This is a genomic window from Cellulophaga sp. BC115SP (assembly GCF_009905545.1).
Lineage (GTDB): Bacteria > Bacteroidota > Bacteroidia > Cytophagales > Spirosomataceae > Flectobacillus > Flectobacillus rivi.
Genome location: NZ_JAAALB010000009.1, coordinates 75,191 through 97,598, shown reverse-complemented (window position 1 = coordinate 97,598; position 22,408 = coordinate 75,191). Strand labels below are relative to the sequence as shown.

At 37.9% G+C, this 22,408-nt stretch carries 12 protein-coding genes; 11 read left to right on the top strand and 1 reads right to left on the bottom strand.

Annotated features, from left to right (window positions below; translation table 11 throughout):
* The first annotated feature begins 24 nt into the window (after positions 1-24).
* The 8 genes from GVN22_RS09435 (at position 25) to GVN22_RS09400 (ending at position 14,785) form a co-directional block, all read left to right on the top strand.
* On the top strand, positions 25-945 hold the full coding sequence (locus GVN22_RS09435; protein WP_166550778.1) for a dihydrodipicolinate synthase family protein: 921 nt from the start codon (positions 25-27) through the stop codon (positions 943-945).
* 304 nt (positions 946-1,249) lie between these two features.
* Positions 1,250-2,278, top strand: coding sequence for a 4-hydroxythreonine-4-phosphate dehydrogenase PdxA (gene pdxA / locus GVN22_RS09430; RefSeq protein WP_166550777.1), 1,029 nt, complete (start codon positions 1,250-1,252; stop codon positions 2,276-2,278).
* Between the two features lie 232 nt (positions 2,279-2,510).
* Positions 2,511-3,677, top strand: a complete 1,167-nt coding sequence (locus GVN22_RS09425) for a four-carbon acid sugar kinase family protein (protein WP_166550776.1) — start codon at positions 2,511-2,513, stop codon at positions 3,675-3,677.
* Positions 3,678-3,696: 19 nt separating this feature from the next.
* Positions 3,697-5,247: a sodium:solute symporter gene (locus tag GVN22_RS09420; protein ID WP_166550775.1), complete on the top strand. Its 1,551-nt coding sequence runs from the start codon at positions 3,697-3,699 to the stop codon at positions 5,245-5,247.
* A gap of 31 nt (positions 5,248-5,278) precedes the next feature.
* Positions 5,279-8,059: a glycoside hydrolase N-terminal domain-containing protein gene (locus GVN22_RS09415; RefSeq protein WP_166550774.1), complete on the top strand. Its 2,781-nt coding sequence runs from the start codon at positions 5,279-5,281 to the stop codon at positions 8,057-8,059.
* A gap of 575 nt (positions 8,060-8,634) precedes the next feature.
* Positions 8,635-12,090, top strand: coding sequence for a malectin domain-containing carbohydrate-binding protein (locus GVN22_RS09410; RefSeq protein ID WP_205690836.1), 3,456 nt, complete (start codon positions 8,635-8,637; stop codon positions 12,088-12,090).
* A gap of 166 nt (positions 12,091-12,256) precedes the next feature.
* The gene (locus GVN22_RS09405; protein ID WP_166550772.1) at positions 12,257-13,819 is read left to right on the top strand and encodes a sodium:solute symporter; all 1,563 of its coding nucleotides are present in this window, start codon (positions 12,257-12,259) and stop codon (positions 13,817-13,819) included.
* Between the two features lie 33 nt (positions 13,820-13,852).
* On the top strand, positions 13,853-14,785 hold the full coding sequence (locus GVN22_RS09400; protein ID WP_166550771.1) for a dihydrodipicolinate synthase family protein: 933 nt from the start codon (positions 13,853-13,855) through the stop codon (positions 14,783-14,785).
* Between the two features lie 234 nt (positions 14,786-15,019).
* Here the strand turns inward: GVN22_RS09400 and GVN22_RS09395 are convergent, their stop codons facing one another.
* Positions 15,020-15,889 carry an AraC family transcriptional regulator gene (locus tag GVN22_RS09395; protein ID WP_166550770.1) on the bottom strand — a complete coding sequence of 290 codons (870 nt, stop codon included), beginning with the start codon at positions 15,887-15,889 and terminating at the stop codon, positions 15,020-15,022.
* Positions 15,890-16,466: 577 nt separating this feature from the next.
* Between GVN22_RS09395 and GVN22_RS09390 the strand changes: the two genes are divergently transcribed.
* The 3 genes from GVN22_RS09390 (at position 16,467) to GVN22_RS09380 (ending at position 22,405) form a co-directional block, all read left to right on the top strand.
* On the top strand, positions 16,467-17,174 hold the full coding sequence (locus GVN22_RS09390) for a DUF3826 domain-containing protein (RefSeq protein ID WP_166550769.1): 708 nt from the start codon (positions 16,467-16,469) through the stop codon (positions 17,172-17,174).
* 83 nt (positions 17,175-17,257) lie between these two features.
* On the top strand, positions 17,258-20,530 hold the full coding sequence (locus GVN22_RS09385) for a TonB-dependent receptor (RefSeq protein WP_166550768.1): 3,273 nt from the start codon (positions 17,258-17,260) through the stop codon (positions 20,528-20,530).
* Between the two features lie 45 nt (positions 20,531-20,575).
* Entirely contained in the window at positions 20,576-22,405 is a 1,830-nt protein-coding gene (locus tag GVN22_RS09380; protein WP_166550767.1) for a RagB/SusD family nutrient uptake outer membrane protein, read from the top strand.
* Positions 22,406-22,408: the final 3 nt, after the last annotated feature.

Sequence of the window (22,408 nt, the reverse complement as noted above, 5' to 3'; positions counted from 1 at the left end):
GATGAACACGATATAAACTACCCCATGAGTATTCAAAAAAAATATAGCGGAATAGTGGTACCAGCGGTAACGCCTCTAACTGAAAATTTTCAGTTGGACCACGGTGCAGTCGAAAGCATGTTCGATAATTTTTATCGCAACCATGTTTTACCTTTTATTCTTGGAACTACTGGCGAGTCTGCATCTTTACCTTTTGAACTAAAGGCAGATTATGTGAGACAAGCTGGAAAAAATAAGCAAAAAGGTACAACATTGTATGCTGGTATTGCCTCTAATTGCCTCGAAGAATCGATAGAGCTTACTAAAATTAGCGAACAAGCAGGAGTAGATGTAGTGGCAGCTACGTTACCCTCTTACTACGCGCTGACCGAAAGTCAGATGAAACGCTATTTTGAGCAATTGGCCGATGCTATTCCTTTGCCATTGATTATTTATAATATTCCTGCCACTACGCATAGCTCTGTTCCTCTAAAAATTATCGATGAATTGAGCTATCATAGCAATATTATTGGCTTAAAAGACTCAGAAAGAAATATAGAACGCCTTCATGAATCTCTTCATTTGTGGAGAGATAGACCAGACTTCAGTCATTTTATGGGATGGGCAGCCAAATCGGCAGAAGCTATGCTCCTAGGAAGTGACGGTATTATTCCAAGTACTGGAAATTTCATTCCTAGCATTTATCACGAAATGCAAGAGGCTGTGCTTCAAAACGATACCAACAAAGCTTTACGAATGCAAGAGCTCTCGGATTTGTATGGTGGTTTGTATCAAAAAGGTCGTACACTCGGCGAATCTCTTTGGGCTTTAAAAGTCCTAATGTCAACGCATCAGCTTTGTCAGCCAATTGTGATGCCTCCATTACAAGGTTCGTCGCAGGAAGATTTATTGCAATTGCAAGAGGCTTATGCACAAACGCTAGAGAGTTTAGCATTGTCAGAATAGATACATGCTTTAGGCTGTAAGCCGTAGGCTTTAGGCAAAAAAGTTTACATTATTTTATGTAAAACACTTTTCAACTTTTAGCTTACTTCATAAGGCTTTGAGCCTGTTACAGGCAAAATTAAAGGTTTAATGAATTGATAATTAATCACTTATTTATGAATAATCAAACATATTTACTCATTAACTCATGTTATTTTGAAAAATAGAATTTGATTAAACTATCATATAAATAATTGATTATAAAACCTTTAATTCATCATTCACTCATTCACAATTCAACATTAAAAATTCTGCATTAGTACTTATGTCAGCATTACCAATTATCGGAATCACCATGGGGGATCCAGCCAGTATTGGACCCGAAATCGCCATAAAAGCCTTATTAGATCAAAATATTTATCAAACTTGTCGCCCACTATTGGTGGGTAGTGCCAAAGTTTTTAGCCATATCATTCATTTATTAGGTCTCGAAGCCACGATTAATCCTATTAAATCAGTAAAAGATGCGCAGTTTCAGTTTGGACAAATTGATGTCTATGACTTGGACAATGTGGATATGGATACTTTACGTTTTGGCGAAATATCAGCCATGTGCGGAGATGCCTCATTCCAAGCTGTAAAAACCGTTATTGAACTAGCCTTAGCCAATGAAATCGACGCGACTGTTACTGGCCCTATCAACAAAAAGTCTATCAACGAAGCTGGTCATCATTTTGCGGGACATACCGAAATTTATGCGCATTACACCAATACAAAAAAATATGCCATGCTTTTAGTTGAAGATAAACTAAAAGTAATACACGTATCCACGCACGTATCATTGCGTCAAGCTTGTGATTTGGTGAAAAAAGAACGCATTCTACAAGTAACAGAATTGCTACATACAGGCATGAAACGCTTGGGCGAAACCAATATGCGTATCGGTATTGCAGGTCTAAATCCTCATGCAGGCGATTCTGGTTTGTTTGGTACCGAAGAAGCAGAGGATATTGCTCCAGCAGTCGAGGAAGCTTTGCGTTTGGGCTATGAAGTAGAAGGTCCCGTTCCTCCAGATACCTTATTTGCCAAAGCAGCAACAGGGTATTACGGTGGTGTAGTAGCGATGTATCACGATCAAGGACATATCCCTTTCAAACTTACTGGGTTTAGATGGAATGCCGAAAAAGGTCAAATGGATAGTGTAAAAGGGGTAAATATTACCTTGGGTTTACCAATTATCCGTACATCTGTTGACCACGGAACAGCTTTTGAAATTGCAGGAAAAGGCATTGCTAGTCCTGACGCTATGACTTTGGCTATCGAAAGTGCTATTCAATTGAGTAAGAATAAGTAAAACATAAGGGACAAAGGCACAAAGTTTTTCCTCTGTCCCTTTACCACTTTTATTCATTTTCTAAGAGTATTGTACAAAAGATTGTAAGAACTATCTATATCGGATGTTGGGTTTAGGAAGTATAAGCTTCTAATTTTTGTAAAAAATAAAGGTATTTTACTTTACTTCCGAAATCAGAAATCCTAAATCTGAAACAGTAAGAAATCCTTCGTACAGTTCTAATTTTCTAATTATGATTCTTGTCATTGCTGACGACCTCACTGGAGCAGCCGAAATAGCTGGGATTGGATTGAGATATGGGCTCAAAGTAAGAGTTTGTACAGAAATTATTCAAGAAGCAACAGAGGATTTGTTAGTCATTTCAGCAGATACTCGTTCGCTAACTGAAAATCAAGCAATTACTAAGATTGAATATTTGATTCAAACTACTCAACAATATAAGCCTAGTTTGATTTATAAAAAAATAGATTCAGTGCTTCGTGGTCATGTTTTGGCTGAAATTAAGGCGATTCAACATTCTCTTGGTCAAAAAAATTGCTTAATTATCCCTACCAATCCATCCATGGGACGGAGAATACAGGACGGAAAATATTATATAGGTGATAAATTAGCGCATGAAACAGCGTTTGCTCATGACCCAGAGTTTCCGATTCAGGATAGCGATGTAATGAATATGCTTCGTGCCAAGCCAAGGGATAAGGTACAAATATTAGCCCAACCTGTATTGCCATTACAAGGTACAATTATTGCTGAGGTTAGTCAAAAAGAAGATTTATTGAAATGGGCAACACACTCAGCACAAATTGACCTGTTGGTCGGCGGAGCTGAGTTTTTCGCCTCAATTCTATCGAATTTAGGGTATAAATCTATTTCGAAGGTCTTTTCAAAGAACAATACTGCCCAGAAATGTCTCTATGTGAGTGGAACGACTTTTAGTGATAGTGTTGAAAAAATACAAAACCATGCCAATCAACAAGGTGGTGTTTGCTATTTACCTAAAGAGCTAACCACACAACCTGTTGACTCAGAAGAATTTAACCAATCGCTAAATCGTTGGACAAGCAATATCATTCAATGCTTTAGTCAACATCAGGTAGTTGTTATGGCTATTCAAAAACAGTTGGATACGACCAAAATATCTCCTGCTGGATTAGCTAAATTAATGGCGAAAGTTGTCAAAAAAGTATTGAATCAAGTACATTTAGCAGAAATACTCATCGAAGGAGGTGCGACGTCAGCCGCAATTTTGGCAGAGATTCCATTACAGAACTTTCTTCCTACCGAAGAATTTGCTCAAGGAGTAATTCGTATGCAAAGCCTCGAACGTCCGAGTACCTATTTAACACTCAAACCAGGAAGTTACGCATGGCCACCAGCTGTGACGTATGCTCAACTGTAGAAAACATTACCACCAACCAATGAACCATACATTACATGCCATTGATTATGGCATTATTTTGTTTTTTTTAGGATTGACGTTATACTTCGGTTTTATTTTCGCCAACAAACAAAAAACAACTCAAAACTATTTTCTTGCGAAAGGTAAAGTACCTTCTTGGGCCATTGGTATGTCCTTGCTGGCTACACTTATCAGTAGTGTAACTTTTTTGGGATACCCAGGCGAAGGTTATTCTTCCAACTGGATTTTATTGGTACAAGGCTTGATGGTTCCCATTGTTTTATTAGGAACAATATGGTTTATCGTGCCTATTTTCAGAAAAGTCATTGGACTCAGTACTTACGAATATTTCGAGAAACGCTTCGGACGTTTTGCACGTTACTATAGCTCCTCTTCATTTATCCTTCGTCAATTTTCGGGCATGGGAACGGTATTGTTCCTGATGGCAATTGCATTGGGTAATCTTACGGGACAATCTCCTTTACTAATCATGCTAGTGATTGGCGGAATTATCATTTTGGTCAATCTCAAAGGTGGTATCGAGGCCGTAATTTGGCTCGATGTATTCCAAGGTTTTATGCTGTTAGCCAGTGGTATCACTTGTTTAGTTGTTCTATTATACTCTATCAAAGGCGGTTTTTCAGAAGCTTGGCAGATTGCCTCTAGCAAAGGTCATACAGGCTTTGGACCTTATGAACTAGATTTAAGCAAATTGACTTTTATCGTGATGGTAATCAATGGAAGTTTTTATGCTATTCAAAAATATGGAACAGACCAAACTGTTGTTCAGCGATATCTAACCGCCAAAACAGACCGTCAAGCTATCAGAGCCTCACTTATGGGTATTTTCTTAACCGTACCTGTTTGGATGATGTTTATGTTTATCGGAACGCTACTTTTCGTATTTTACCAACAAAATCCACTTCCTGAAAAGGTACAAGCCGATGCCGTTTTTCCTTACTTCATGATGACTCAATTACCAACAGGCGTGGTAGGCTTTATTCTTTCTGCCCTAATATCAGCGGCGATTTGTAGCCTAAGTGCTGATCTAAATTCATTGGCTGCGGTAGGCGTGGAAGATTATTATAAAGTATTGCGTCCCAACCAAAGCGATGAAAGTTACCTGAAAGCCAGTAAATGGATTGTTGTTCTTTCAGGAGTCATTACCCTTCTTATTGGCGCTCTATATCTGAGCACTGGTAGCGAAGGCGTGCTTGGAATTGTGTTTACACTTTATGCAATATTTTCAGGAGGAATAGTTGGTATTTTCTTGTTAGGTTTACTCAGTAGTCGTGCCAATACACAAGGAGTAAATATTGGTATTTTTGTCTGTATTCTCTTTACTGCCTATGCTTTTTTGACGTCTACTCAAATTGGATTAGGTGACCAGAAATCATTACTATTAGATTTGGGAGCGTACAATTTCCCACACCATAAACTCATGTTGGGCGTTTATAGTCACCTGATTGTGATTGTAGTAGGATATGTGGCAAGTCTATTTTTTCCAGCACCTAACTGTGATAGAAATTTATTGCTAAAAGGTTGGTTTGAGGATAGAAAGAAAAAATAATACCATAATCAATTCTCTGAACTTAAAGCTTATGAAAAAGCTATCTTTCTTGCTTTTGGGTGTATTTTTTGCCCATATTCTTAGTGCTCAAAATTATCAATTATGGTACGATAAACCTGCTCAGAAATGGACAGATGCTTTGCCATTGGGTAATGGGCGTATTGGAGCAATGGTTTTTGCAAATCCTTCCCAAGAGCGTATTCAATTCAATGAAGAAACGCTTTGGACCGGAGAACCTCGTGAGTATAATCGAAAAGATGCCTATCAATATTTGGGGCAAATTCGGCAGTTATTACAAGAAGGAAAACAAAAAGAAGCAGAGGCTTTAGCAGAAAAGCAGTTCATGGGGCTCAAAAGCAATGAAGGCAAGCGAGAAACTTGGATTGCAGATATGTTGGCTTTGAAAGGAATATCTGGAAATCCTTCACAAATAAACTTTGATGACTCTTCATGGAAAACAATGACTGTGCCATCCTATGAAGGTTGGGAAGCGGTCGGATATGAGGGGCTCGACGGAGGTGTTTGGTTTAGAACAACGATTGATATTCCAGCAGGTTGGGAAAATCAAACGCTCGTATTGGATTTGAATCGCATCCGAGATTATGATTATACCTATATCAACGGAAAGTTGATTGGTAGTTCACAGCATACAGAAGGGCGTAAATATCAGATTCCTGCCAATACTTTACACGTAGGAAAAAACTTGATAGCGATTCAAGTATTGAACTTTTCCGATAAAGGAGGTATAGCAGGCTACAAAGATACTTCTCGCCATATTGGTATATATCCTGTGGGTCAAGAGGCTAAAAAAATCTCGTTGAATGGTCAATGGAAATACTTTATCCAAAGCGATGAAGCGCCAACAGTAGGCAAATATCAAGCAGATTACCAACCATTTGGTGATTTGTATATCAATCTTCTGCATGGAAAAGAATATCAAAATTATCGTCGCTCTCTTAATTTAGCAACTGCCGAATCACAAACTGAATATTCTGTTGACAATGTCGTTTTTAAAAGGGAGTATCTAGTTAGTCAACCTCATCAGGTGCTAGCAGTGAGACTTTCTGCCAACAAAGCTCATCAAATCAACTTAGAGAGTTTTTTAACAAGTCCACACAAAAACTATAGCTTTAAACCTCTCGGTAACAATACGTGGGAGTTATCTGTAAAAGTTCGAAATGGCGCCTTATTTGGAAAAGCCTATTTACAAATCCAGCAAAAAAATGGCTCAGTAGAGGAGCAAGCAGGTAAAATCGTCATTAAAGGAGCAGATGAAGTCGTTTTTTATTTGACCGCTGCCACCAATTTTATCAATTATCAAAATATTTCAGGAAACCCTCAAAAACGTTGCGAGGAAGTTTTTAGCAAACTAAAAGGAATATCTTACGAGCAAATTCGAAAGGCACATCAAGCTGAGTATCAAAAATATTACAAACGTTTTGCCATCGAGTTAGGTCAGGATGCCAAAAGTCATTTACCTACGGATGTTCGTTTGGCGAATTTTGGCAAAGACAATGACCCATCTTTCGCAGCATTATATGTACAATACGGACGCTATTTATTGATTTCGGCTTCTCGTACAGGAACACAACCTTCTAATTTACAAGGTATTTGGAATGATTTGTTGGCTCCACCTTGGGGAAGTAAGTACACTACCAATATCAATGCCGAAATGAACTATTGGCCTACGGGTGTTTTGAATCTTATTCCTACTCAACAGCCTCTTATACAAATGATTACAGATTTGTATAAAGCTGGTCAAACTACCGCAAAAAATTATTATAATGCTCGTGGTTGGGTGGTTCATCACAATACAGATTTATGGCGAGGAACAGCCCCAATCAATGCCTCAAACCACGGTATTTGGGTGAGTGGTGCAGGATGGTTGAGTCAGCATTTGTGGGAACATTATCAGTACACGCAGGATAAAGAGTTTTTAAGAAAAACGGCTTATCCTATCATGAAATCGGCTTCAGAATTTTTTGTGGATTTTTTGGTAAAAGATCCTAAAACAGGTTGGCTTATCAGTACGCCTTCTAATTCACCAGAACAAGGTGGATTGGTAGCTGGACCAAGCATGGATCATCAGATTATCAGAGAGTTATATAAGAATACGATTAAAGCCTCGCAAATTTTAGGGCTAGACAATGCCTTTGCTGATACACTGAGCCAACAATACAAACAAATAGCGCCCAATCAAATCGGTAAGCATGGGCAATTGCAGGAATGGTTACAAGATTTGGATGACCCACAAAATAATCACCGTCATGTTTCGCACCTTTGGGGCGTACACCCAGGACATGATATTGGTTGGGACATCGATTCGACGATGATGAAAGCCGCTCGACAATCACTTATTTATCGTGGTGACGAAGGTACAGGTTGGAGTTTGGCTTGGAAAATTAATTTCTGGGCAAGATTTCATGAGGGCGAGCACGCTTTACAATTAGTCAAAATGTTACTCAGACCGGCCACAAGTGCAGGAGGTTCATACTTAAACCTATTTGACGCCCATCCACCGTTCCAAATAGATGGCAATTTTGGTGGTGCAGCGGGTATTGCCGAAATGCTTATCCAAAGCCAAACAGATATTATTGAGTTATTGCCTGCCTTACCAAAAGACTGGTCAGAAGGGAAAGTAAAAGGCATACAAGCTAGGGGAGGGTATATCTTGAGTTATGCTTGGAAGAATGGTAAAATCAAAGAATTGAGCATTACAAGTAAGGAGTCTACCACCTGCAAAATAAGAATTAATCAGGTTGTACATACCCTCAAGCTTCAGTCTAATAAGCCTTACCTCATCGAATTTTAAACTTTTCTAGTCAATAAGTAAGTAAAGAGATGTTATTAGTTAACAGTATATCTGTCATTGTAATATAATCATAATCAAAAGGTTACACTCAATTTTTTACTTTTGAGATACTATTGATTTAATCTTTCCTGCTACTTAGGGAAACGTTATTAGTTAATAGTCTGATTACTGGACAAAATGAGAAAGTGTGATACAGAAGTATCGACTTTTTCACTGATTTTTTTAAAACAGTTTTAAACTGTTAAAAAAATGAGTCCAAGACTAAGTCTTGAACTAGTAAATGGGCTTTGGAAAAATGTATGTCTGTGGTTTTTAAATACATTTAACACTCTGTGCCTGTTGCCTTGTGCCTAAACACATAACTTAAATCTTATTTTGCTTGATTACTTACTTCTGAAACTTACTGTCAACACGATATATTTTCATAAAAGTATCTCGTGTTAATTTTGTACAATACTTTGAAAAAATCTTACCGAAAACGTCGCTTTTACCTACCTATTTTTGTACAATAATTCTGATAAAATTCATTTTACCGATATTTACCTATGTTCACCAGAAGAAGGTATTGTACAATCTTGATATTCTTTCTAGGATTCTTATTTTCTGCAAAAGCACAAAGACAAGATATTTCCCTCAATGACAACTGGCTAACCACCATTCATGAATCCAACATTCGTGCGTATGATGGATTTGAGAAAAATACGTTTTCAACTCAATCTTGGAAATCCGTACAAGTACCTCATAACTGGGATCAATACGACGGTTATCGCCGTTTGACACATGGCAATAAACATGGATACGCATGGTATCGGAAAAGTTTCACCGTCAATTCTTCTCATAAAAATAAGCGCTATTTTCTTTATTTTGAAGGTGTTGGCTCCTATGCAACTGTTTGGCTCAATGGAAAATTACTAGGCACACATGCTGGTGGGCGTACTACCTTCCAACTCGATGCCACGAATTATATTTTACTCAATAATCAAGAAAATATTCTGGCAGTACGCGCCGATCATCCTGCCGAAATTCAAGATTTACCTTGGGTTTGTGGTGGATGCAGTACCGAACGAGGTTTTTCAGAAGGCTCACAACCGATGGGGATTTTTCGTCCTGTACATTTATTGATTACAGAACCTATTCGAATAGCTCCCTTCGGCATTCATATTTGGAATGACACGACAATCACAACACAAAAAGCGCAACTCTATGGCTCGGTAGAAATACAAAATCTAAGTACTAAAAAATCTTCCATTAAAATTGTTCATGAATTACGAAACCAAGATAATCAACTGATTGTCAGCAGCAATAATATTCATTCTCTTTCAGCCAAAACAACAGAGACCATTCCCATTTCTTTGCCAAGTATTACCAATCCTCAACTTTGGTCACCTGAGCAGCCCCATTTATATCAAATGGTGACGAAAATTTATGAAAATGGAAAACTATTAGATATCCAACAGACCTCTTATGGTATCCGAGTTATCACATGGTTAAAAAAGCCGAATGGACAAAAGCAATTATTAGTAAACGGTAAACCATTCTTTATCAATGGTATAGCAGAATACGAGCATCTTTTGGGCAATAGCCATGCCTTTAGTGCAGAGCAAGTTAAGACTAGAGTTGGCATAGTAAAAGCCGCTGGATTCAATGCTTTTAGAGATGCACATCAACCTCATAATTTGCGTTATCAAGACTATTGGGATAAAGATGGGATATTATGGTGGCCACAAATGGCAGCTCATATTTGGTATGATTCGCCAGCGTTTCGACAAAATTTTAAGGCTCTATTAGAAGATTGGGTTAGAGAACGCAGAAACAGTCCTTCCATTATTCTTTGGGGACTCGAAAATGAAAGTACCCTTCCCGAAGATTTTGCCAAAGAATGTACCCAAATTATTCGTGAACTTGACCCAACAGCTTCTTCCCAACGATTGGTGACAACCTGTAATGGAGGCAAAGGCACCGATTGGGATGTGCCTCAAAACTGGACAGGAACTTATGGTGGAGATCCAGCCAAATATGCAGAAGATCTTGAAAGACAGGTTCTTGTTGGAGAATATGGCGCATGGAGAACGGTAGACTTACACCAAGAAAAACCCGTATCAGGAACATTTAGCGAAGAAGCCATTGGAGAATTAATGCAGCTAAAACTTCGCTTGGCCGAAGCTGCCAAACAAAATTCCGTAGGCCATTTCTTCTGGTTGTTGACCTCTCACGATAACCCAGGGCGTGTTCAAAGTGGCGAAGCATTGCGCGAATTAGACAGAATCGGACCTGTCAATTATAAAGGCTTATTAACCCCATGGGAAGAGCCAGCCGATATATTCTATCTATTCAGAGCCACTTACGCTCCAGCTAAAACCCAACCGATGGTCTATATTGTCTCTCACACTTGGCCTGATCGTTGGACTCAAACAGGCATAAAATCAGGGATAAAAGTGTATTCCAATTGTGACGAAGTCGAATTGTTTAACGACCTAAATATTTCGTTAGGAAAACAAAAAAGAGGTAAAGAGAGCGTGTTTACTTGGAACAATGTTGCGCTTCAATACAATGTGCTAATTGCAAAAGGCTACGTAAATGGGAAAAAAGTGGCAGAAGATGTAGTGCAATTGCATCATTTACCAATAGCTCCTGCTTGGTCTGCTCAAAAGAGTCTAACAAAAAGCATTATTACCCATAACCCACAAAAACACTATCTCTACCGTGTCAATTGTGGGGGCGATTCCTATACAGACAGAAACAAATCCTCATGGCTAGCAGACCAAGCAAAAACACCTCAAAACCAATGGGGATACATTTCTTGGGCGAATGATTTTGAGGGTATTCCTAAAGCTTATGCAAGTCAAAGGAGAACATTTGACCCAATAACAAATACCACAGACGATGAATTATTCCAGAGTTTTAGATATGGGCGAGATAAACTTTCCTATCAATTTACCCTACCAGACGGTCATTATGAAGTAGAATTATATTTTATCGAGCCGTGGCATGGTACAGGTGGTGGTTATGACTATTCAGGTTGGCGTTTGTTCGACGTGGCTTTTAACGGTAAAACTGTTCTCAAAAATTTAGATATTTGGAAAGAAGTAGGGCATGATGCAGTGTTGAAAAAAACAATTCCATTTCAAGTAAAAGGAGGAAAGCTAAACATTTCTTTCCCACAAATCGCCTCAGGACAAGCCATTATTTCGGCTATTGCAATTGCTAGTACTGAGAAGAAAAGTACCTTTTCTACAAGTTCAAATACTTTGATTTCGTCAGCAAAAACTATCAAAACTTGGCTAGATACTGGCAAACCACTTTTTAAAGATTCACAAGAAAGTTATATGGGCTTACCACCAGTTTTATACGGGGCAGAATACCTATTTTCTGAAAAAAGTGAAAAATTGTACAAACTTGCTCTGAATGAGATAGGCGATATTTATGTCGGAATAGATTCTACAAAGGCATTACCAAAGACTTTAGAGGCATTTGAAAATACCCAAAGTTATATCCAAAGCACCCAAAAAGTATATCGAGTTTTTAAGAAAAGAGTTCAAGCCAAAACAGAAGTAGAGTTAAATTTTAACACTATTGATGCTGAACCACTCATTTTTGCCTTGCCAGCAAGTACTTTACAACCACCATTTGACCTAAAAACTACTACAACCTACAAGGCTACCGAAGCCAAAGCAATAGGAGAGGGGATCAAAAAAATAGCTTTCTTGGGCAAAGAACGCATGAGTATTGTCAAAAAAGGTCAAAATTCGATTCAATGGACTATTTCTACTGGCGTTGCTGATACTTATTCATTAACTATCAAATACCATAATCCTACAACTGAAACGATTTATGGAAAACTAAGCATTAGTCTGATTGATGGCACCATGATCAAAAGTAATGAAAGGGTTGCTCTAGTTCCAACCAAAACAGGCAAATGGAATTATGTAAGCACCACAACAGGCACAATGATTAATGCAGGAAAATATCATATTGTTCTAGAATTGGATGACGCAACAGAACTTCATTTGGATGCCTTGGATATCCAGTAAGATATATGCTAATATCGTATAATTTAATATAAAAATACTATAAATTTTACTAGATAAAGTACTATAATTTTGTATCAGCCTCCAAGGGGAGAAAGAGAAAAAGTAGGGCGGAGCGTTAGTGACATAGTGAGACCTTTTAACTTTATGAAAATAATCTCAATACACTATGAACCACCAAAGCTTACCGCTTGTGGATATCTCTCTGATTATCATCTATTTATTGGGAATGATAGCAGTAGGATACCATTTTTCGAAAAAGAACCAAAACGCAGAACAATTTACTAAGGCATCGGGGAGTATCCCTGGCTGGGCAATAGGAGCTTCTATTTATGCCACTTTTTTGAGTAGTAATACCTTTTTAGGCGTACCGGGCAAAGCTTATGCAGGCAATTGGAATGCATTTGTATTCAGTTTGTCTATGCCCTTAGCAGCTTGGGTAGCATCCAAATATTTTATACCATTTTATCGAGGAACAGGTGAAATATCGGCCTATACCAATCTCGAAAAAAGGTTTGGAGCATGGGCAAGAACGTACGCTGTAGTGTGCTTTTTGCTAACACAACTAGCCCGAATGGGTTCTATCTTTTTCGGAATAGCCCTTAGTTTACAAGCACTTACAGGCTATTCGATGGAAACAATTATGTGGGTGATGGGTATTTGCATCATTGTATATACAGTGTTAGGAGGTATCGAGGCTGTGATTTGGACAGAAGTAGCGCAGGCATTTATCAAAACTTTTGGCGCCTTATTGATTCTATACTTAATCATAAAGGATATGCCCGAGGGGACACAACAAGTAATCGAAATCGGCACAACAGAAAATAAATTTAGCTTGGGTTCTTTGAATTGGGATTTTACTAGTTCAACTTTCTGGGTGGTTTTGTTTTATGGTTTTTTAATAAATCTGAACAATTTTGGGATGGACCAAAACTACATTCAGCGTTATCATACTACCACCTCGGAAAGCGAAGCTCGAAAATCCCTCTGGATGTGCGTTTGGATGTATATTCCAGCATCCTTGCTTTTTTTCATTATTGGTTCAAGTTTATATGCCTATTATGAGGTTCATCCTGAATTATTGAATCAACTCAAATTGGAAGTTGTCAAAGCTAAATTTCCCAATCTGAGTGCTTCTGAGTTAATAGCTCAAGCGGCTCAACTCAAAGTAGAAGATTATGGCGATAAGGTAATGCCACATTTTATGGTTCACAAAATCCCTGTTGGATTGATGGGACTCATTATCTCGGCATTGTTGTCTGCTGCTATGAGTACCATTAGCTCTGGTATGAATGCCTCAGCCACGGTGTTTTCAATAGACATTTACCAACGATATTTTGTCAAAGACATAAGCGACAAAAGTAGCTTACGTATATTACATACGTCAACGGTTATTTTTGGCTTTTTAGGACTGGCCTCGGGTATGGCCATGATTGGCGTCAAAAGCATTTTAGATATATGGTGGCAACTATCGGGTCTATTTGCCGCAGGTATGTTAGGTTTATTTTTACTCGGATTATTTAGTAAAAAAGCAACTAATCAGGCAGCCATTATTGCTACACTAATAGGATTAGTGGTTATTTGTTGGGTTACATTCTCTGACCTCTTACCAGCGGAATATGATGGATTAAAAAGTCATTTACATAAAAATATGAGTATTGTACTTGGTACAGTTACCCTATTCATTTCAGGAGTGATTGTCACTAAATTAATGGCTAAAAATGACTCATAATCAATACATTAGCTTTTCAATTCCTCTACAGTTATGATTACTACCAAAAAAGGATTTATTCCAGTAATGTTAACGCCATTCCATGAAAATGGCGAGATAGATTTCGAAGGTCTTGGTCGACTGACAGAGTTTTATGTAGAAGCTGGAGCAAGTGGTCTATTTGCCAATTGTTTGTCTAGTGAAATGTTTGAACTTACTGAAAATGAACGCCTTCAAGTAATCAAACAAACCATAAAAAGTGCTTCAGGATTACCTGTAGTAGCCACAGGAAGTTTTGGCAATAGCTTACAAGAGCAAGCTGATTTTGTCAAAAGAGTATATGATACTGGCGCTGATGGAGTGATTACCTTGGCAAACGCCATTGCCGAAAGTCATGAGACTGACGAGGTTTTTGAAGACAGAATGATGGCTTTATTAGACTTAACTGAAAACATTCCTCTAGGGCTTTACGAATGTCCAGTACCCTACAAGCGATTGGTTTCAGCAGACATTTTGTCGAGATTAAGTCGCACAGGAAGAGTCATTTACCATAAAGATACCTGCTTAGATATTGAGCAAATCAAGGCTAAAATTAAAGCCACAGAGGGGCAAAATTTTGGACTTTATGATGCATACATGGTTCATGCCGTGGATTCTCTAAAAGCAGGAAGTGCAGGTTTGTCTTGTATTCAAGGCAATTATTTCCCTGAATTAATCGTCTGGTTATGTGACAATTATAATAAAGAGGAGCTTTCGGCCGAAATACAAAAAGTACAAGACTTTTTAGTGAAACAAATGGATGTTATGCATCAGGTTTATCCAACTGTTTCTAAACTATTTTTACAAAAAAGAAATTTTCAAATTTCGACATTCACACGACGTAACGTAGGGAAAATCAGCCCCTCAGTCGCAAACGATATTGAGACTTTGTATCTGGCATACAAGGACTTACAAGATACTATACCTTTACAGGAGATAGTTTGTTAATTAATTTGGGATGGAATCCCCCGCAATAGTTTTACTAGCGGGGGATTTTTTTGGGCTATAAGGATTGAATAATTGTGAGTTAGTGCTGTACGAAGGATTCTAAAACTGCCGATTTTGGATATCGGATGTTGGATTTCGGATGTACAATCTTCTATATTTTATGAAAAACAAAGGTATTTTGTTTTATTTCCGAAATCAGAAATCCTAAATCTGAAATAGTTCGATAGATAACTGCTATTTCTTATGATATTTCCGCTTATACTCCAGCGGGGTAATACCCATTACCTTTTTGAAATGTCTATAGAAATTCGATACATTATTGAATCCACAGTCAAAGCAAATCACCTCTGTGGGTAGTTTATCTTCTACCAGAGCCCTACAGGCGTGTGAAATACGGATTTCAATCAAGAAATCATAGTAGGTCTTCTTAGTCATGAGCTTAAAGTATCTACAAAACGATGTGACGCTCAGGTTACTAATTGCAGCAATTTCTTCAAGAGTGATATCCTTTTTATAATTCATCAAAGTATAATTACACACCTTATTCAATCGCAGTGTATCCGACTCGTTCGACTGGTAAAAAGCTTGTCCACCCGCAATGGTTTCGAACTCATCACTTTCTGCCAAAAGATGCAGAATAGAAATAAGCAAAGATATACGCTCTAAGTTTTTGGCCTGCGCAATTTTTACCATCAGCTCAGTCAGGCGTTCTCGGGTTTCGCCAATGATGACCATGCCACTTTTGGCCTTATCATACAATTTTGGGAGCAAATATGCCTCAGGTAATCCAAGCAAATATTTTCCAAGACAATCAGGCAAAAATTGTATAACCACAGCCTCTACGTCGAGGTCATTATCAGGATAAAAATACTCCTCTTTACAACGCCAAGTATGAGGTAAGTTTTCGCCCACCAACACAATCTCTCCGTGCGAAAAGTTGCTGATATTATCACCAATAAAACGAACCCCTTCGCCTCTGATAATATAGTGCAACTCTAGCTCAGGGTGATAATGCCAGATGCCTCCAAAGTTAGGTCGAACGTCGTGTCTGACACTAAAGGAGCTTTCTAGCTTAACAGGAACTTTCTGGAAAAGTGGTTTCATAACTCAATATTATCAAAAAAATAGGACTATTCTTTTATTTCTACTTTCTCTAAAAAACGTTCTACTATCAAAAATTTTGTACAATATATTCAAATATGATGATTCCAATTTATTATATGACAATATTCTACACTAAGTTGGTAAAAAAATGCATAAAAATAGGACTTTATATAGTGAAATTTGAATCGTAGAAACAACACAATTTTACTTGTATAAAAGAATATTACCAAATTATATAACTAACGTAATATAAAAAAAGTATAAAGTTGTCATTACTTGTCTTGATTAAAACTTATAATAAATTAATAATCAATTACTTAACCACTAAAAAATTACAAGTACCAGTAAATCAATGTGTCAAAATAACACTTATCATAGTTCTCAGAAATCAGGTTTTGAACAAGTAGAGAGCAATTCCATGATATTATGATAAAAGACTACAATAGATAGCCTAAAAAAATTAGAAAATAGCAATATTTTATCAAAAAGCACTGCTAATAAATCATAATTATACAGACTATCGAAAAGTGTTAAAAAAAAATTTCAATACCAACATAACAGATAAACGTACCTTATAATGTTCCAATTCAGATTTCTCTCGATTACCTCTTTGCTATTAGGATTTGTATTGTTTGGAAATGCGCAAAACATTCAAGATGCTTCTGCAAAAGAAGCCGCATATACCAAAGCAATTACAGAAAGAGCTGATAAGATTGTACAGAAGCTTGATGTGAAAAAAGAAAAGAAAGCACTCAAGGTAAGAGACTTAATTGCCAATCAATATCGGAATCTCAACGACATCCATGAGCAAAAAAAGAATAGCATCTTAGCGCTCAAAGGCAATACTTCTTTAAGTAAGGAACAGCTAACAGCAGAAATTCAAAAAGTAGAGCAAAAAACAGACGCTGATCAAAACACCTTGCATGAAAAGTATCTTAAATCTCTTTCAAAGGAATTATCAGACACTCAGGTAGAAGCAGTAAAAGACGGTATGACTTACAATGTATTACCCAATACTTACAGAGCGTATCAAGAAATGCTTCCTGATTTGACTAAAGACCAAAAGAAACAAATTTTGGATTATTTAACAGAAGCAAGAGAGCATGCAATGGATGCCGAATCATCAGAAAAAAAACACGCTTGGTTCGGAAAATACAAAGGCAAAATCAATAATTATCTTTCGGCTCAAGGAGTAGATATGAAAAAGGCAGGGCAAGAGTGGGAGAAGAAAATCAAAGCTGCCGAATCAGCTAAAAAGGAAGCAAGTAAAACCTCTGGACAATAATAATTAGGAAAACTCAAAGTAACTCGAACGCAAGTCGAAAACGTACAAACACTATTAGTACTCAATTTAATGTAAGGAAAAATATGACATTTCATTTACAACCACAATTTGGCAAACGTAAAGGCACTAAACTTACCTGTACTTTGCTATTAGCAGCCCAATTCATTGCGGGAGCTCCTTTTTTGGAGGTAGCTCAAGCTTCAAATCCTGCATTGGGTTCTGCCGTTAAGACTAGTAATGCAGACCACACAGTGACAGGTTCTGTAAAGGACAGTGAAGGCGCACCATTGGCAGGTGTAACAATTCGTATCAAAAACAGCAAAACAGGTACAACCACTAAAGCTGATGGTACATTTACACTTAATGCCCCAACTGGCAAAGAAACGCTAATTATTAGCTCGATTGGATATAAAACACAGGAAGTTTCAGTTGCAGATCGTAAAATCGTTAATGTCATTTTAGTTAGCGAAACTTCTTCTTTGGATGAAGTAGTAGTGGTGGGATATGGTCAGCAGAAGAAAATTCACTTGACTGGTGCTGTTGCTCAAATCGACATGAAGGCTATCGAGGATCTTCCTGTAGGTAGCTTGTCAGCTGCTTTAGTAGCTCAACAACCAGGTGTTGGTGTATCAGGAGGCTTTGCTCGTCCAGGGGATCCTGCAACCATTACTATTCGTAATCCATCTATGTTTTCAAAAGACGGTGGGACATTGTCGCCATTAGTCGTGATAGATAACGTAATTCGTTCATTTGACGATTTTAATACGATGGATCAATCTGAAGTAGAAAATATTTCTATTCTGAAAGATGCAGCCGCTGCAATTTATGGTGCTCGTGGTGCCAATGGCGTTATTGTAGTTACTACAAAAAGAGGTAAAACAGGAGCTCCTAGATTTTCCTATAGTACTTCTATAGGTATTTCTGATGCAAAATTACCCAAAATGATGGATGGATACCAATTGGCAACTTATCGTAATGATTATAACGCAGGAACTACAAATACTTCATTGTTATATAGCCAAGATGAGTTAGACTATTTTAAAACCAATAGTCAGTCATGGTTGGAACAAGCATGGAAAGCCTCGTATACCACAAGACATGCATTAAACGTTAGTGGGGGTACCGAAAAAGCTACCTATTTTGCTAGTGTTGCATACAATCAACAAAACGGAAATTTCGATAAAATCAATTTTGATCGTTGGTCATTCCGTGCCAGTGCTGACGTAAAAGTCTCGAAAAATGTAAAAGCTAGTTTAGGTCTATCGGGCGATGTTTCTACAAAAGACCGTTACTTATTGAAACAAGGTGGAACGAGTAATGAAAAAGATTTCCAGTCTCTTCTGTATGCAGCTCCATTCACTCCAGCTTATTACAATGGATTACCAGTAAGTTTATTAAGTAGTGGTGCCAATACAAACGAAAACTTCCATTTTTTTGAAGCACAAAAATCAAACAACTACTTGATGTCGCGCGACAATGGGCTCAATATCAATGCCTCACTCGAATACGACGCACCATTCTTAAAAGGTTTAAAAGCAAGAGTTACCTACAACAGAAATATGGAGAATTCTTTTGGTAAAGAATTTGGTACACGTTACAAGCTATATACCTTTACGATGCTTGGAGCTAACAAACATATTGTTGGAGGAGATGTGAGAAGTATTGCAACGGTATCAAACAGTAACCGTATTTACTACGCACCAAGTTACGGAGATTCCTATCAATTGAATGGCTATTTAACTTATGACAAGACATTCGGAAAGCACTCCATTTCAGTATTGGGACTATTTGAACAAGGCGAGGCTTACTCTGATGGTATCACCTCATACTTAGACAACCTCGTAGATAACGCACTAGATAACGCTGGATATGCTTTAGGAGGAACAGCCTCGGGTGCTGGTGTTGGTACTATTAGTGAATCTGAATCAGAGTCAGGACGTCTTTCTTTTGTAGGTCGTATAAATTACAACTATGCCAATAAGTACCTTGCTGAAGTATCAGTACGTCGTGATGCATCTACCAACTTTGCTCCTGAAAATCGTTGGGGAACCTTTCCTTCACTTTCATTAGGTTGGGTTATTTCAGAAGAACCATTCTTTAAGGACAACGTACACTGGGTAGATCAATTAAAGTTCCGTGCTTCGGTAGGTCTAACTGGTATGGATAATACAAGAGCTTACAACTGGTTACAAAGTTACAACCTAATTCAAACAGGTAACGGTCCAGTATTTGGAGGCAACTTAGACAGAGCAGGTATTTTCAGATTAAAAAATGCCATGCCTAATCGTGACTTACAGTGGGATGATGCTACTAAGTTAAATGGTGGTATCGATGCTTCCTTCTTAAAGAATCGCATGAGTTTGACACTCGATGGTTTTTATGACTATCGTTATAACATGTTAACAACATTGACATCATCTGTTCCACTTACTGTAGGAGCAGCTCTTCCTTCACAAAATTTCGGAACTGTAGCGGCATTTGGTACTGAAATCTCATTAGGATGGACAGACCATATTAATAAGGACTGGTCTTACAAAGTACGTGGTTTCTTCTCATGGAGTGACAACAAGCAAATTAAAGTTGACTATGACCAAGGCTTGAAAGGCACTTATCGTGATCCAAACGGACGTTCTACAGATATGGGCTTCTTAGGTCTAAAATCAATGGGAATCTTGCGTACTCAAGCTGACTTGGATGCTCTTTTGGAAAAAAATCCAGCCTACACCATTTACGGTCAAAAACCTCAGGTTGGTATGGTGTATTATCAAGATGTACGAGGAGCGAAATCTGCAACACCAGATGCAAACGGAAATTACTCTTATGCTGAGGCTGATGGCAAAATTGATGACAACGATTTGCAATACTTGACCAATAAGAAAGATAATCACTTTGGTTTCGGTTTAAATTTTGCCACTACTTACAAAAAACTATCATTCTCTTTCAATCTTGGTGGTTCTTTTGGTGGACAAGATATTATGGAGTCTGGCGCTAGAAGCTGGGGAACTTCTGCGCAATTAGCTGCAATCACAAATCTTCCAATCAACCTTGTTGATCACTGGACTGTAGACAACCCTAACGCAAAATATCCTGCCCCAGCATTCAGAGCACAAAATGGTTTAGACTCAGACTTCTGGTTTGTTAGTTCATTTACTCTAGCAGTAAGAACGCTCAATGTGTCGTATGAACTTCCTCAAACATTAGCTCAAAAACTAAACATCAATAGTGCAAGAGTGTACTTAACTGCCACTAACCCACTAAACCTTTACAATCCGTATAGTTATAAATACTGGGGAAGTACATTTGATGTTTATCCAACACTCAGCACATTCTCTCTTGGTCTTAATTTGAACTTATAATCAGCGGAAATAAAGAACGAGAAAGTAATCTTAAATTTGAAGAAAATGAAAAAGAAATATATCCTATGGTCGGCGTTGGGCGCTATGCTCTCATTAGCAAGCTGTGAAAGTGTTTTAGATAAAACCGATTTGAATGCTGCATCCCCCGAGCTTATTGCAGGAGACTCAGTTTTAGCGAATATTGCCCTAAATTACATTTATAATCAAAACTTACCTGATTGGGGAGGTCCAACCGCTGTTTCGGGTATTGGCGGAAGTGTTTATACTGAAGAATCTTATAATCAAGGTACAGGACAAAATAAATTCCTAGAAGGTGCCGTAGTAGAAAATGACGTAACTGATTTTGGAACGGCTCTCAACGCAACCAACAATTACGGAAAAATCAGAACGATAAATACTTTTATCGCTGATTTAGAAAAGGATAACTTAATGGACAAAGGAGCGAAAAGTCGCCTTATTGCCCAAGCTATATTCTTTAGAGCGTGGAGATACTTTGAACTTGTAAAGTTATATGGTGGCGTTCCAATGATTACTACTCCACAAAATGCTGTAGGTACAGAAGCCATCAATGCGGCATTTGTTCCAAGAAATACTACAACTGAGTGTTTCAAGCAAATGTCAGCAGATCTTGATTCAGCAGTCAAATATCTACCTTCTACTTGGATTACTCCTGCTGCAAACTGGGGAAGGATTACTAAAGGTGCCGCCGCCGCTTTGAAAGGAAAAATCCTATTATACGCTGCCTCACCACAGTTTAACCCTACTAATCAGGCTAGCAAATGGCAAGCAGCCTATGATGCCAATAAAGCAGCTTATGATATTTTGACAGCAAGTGGCGCAAAACTTATCACAGATTATGGAAAAATCTGGTTTACTGAAGTAGGTAACACAGAGGCCGTTTTTGTGACAGGATATAACACTTCGGTAGGCGACCAGCAAAAACGTAATAGCGGCTGGGAAGCAGCCAACCGACCTAGATATTCTACTGTTTCTGGCGGTGGCTCTAATATTCCTTCATGGGATTTGGTGAAAGCTTATCCTATGAAAGATGGTAAGAAACCAGGTGAATCAAAATATACCTATAGCGATTTATTATTCTTTAAAGATCGTGACCCTCGCTTCGAAAAAACTATTGCTTATAACGGTTGTACTTGGCCAATGAGTAATATTCCTAATAATAGACTTTGGACGTATCTAGCTGCAGGTAAAAGTGTAGAAAATGGTGGTGTCAATGTAAGTAATACAGGCTTTTATTGTCGTAAAGCACTCCAAACATCCGATGTTGCGGGTTCAACACTTGACCCTTCTAATACGATTTTCTCAGGAACAGACTGGATTGAAATTCGTTTTGCAGAAGTAATGCTCAATTACGCTGAAGCGGCGGCAGCTGTTGGAAAATTGGATGAAGCATATACACAAGTTATCAATGTTCGTAAACGTGCAGGTATAGAGGCTGGTTCTGATAATTTATATGGATTAAAAGCAAACATGTCAACTACAGAAATGGCAAAGGCTATTCTTGATGAAAGACAAGTGGAGTTTGCTTTTGAAGGAAAACGTTTCTGGGATCTTAGACGTTTGAGATTACTTGAATCTACTCTAAATGGGAAAAGAGGTACAAAAGCCGTTATTTCATTGAAAACAACGGGTGTACCTGCTGACTTTGCAACTACTCGTGATGGAATGAAATTAGAAGATGTTTACACCAATTACTTTACCATTGCATTAACACCAAATGGACTCATGAGCCGTCCAGCTATTAATTACCTTCCAAAGTATTACTTCTTTGCTTTACCAACACAAGCATTGAACAATAATCCTCTTTTGAAGCAAACTAATGATTGGACAAACGGTACCTTTAACCCATTAGAATAAAAT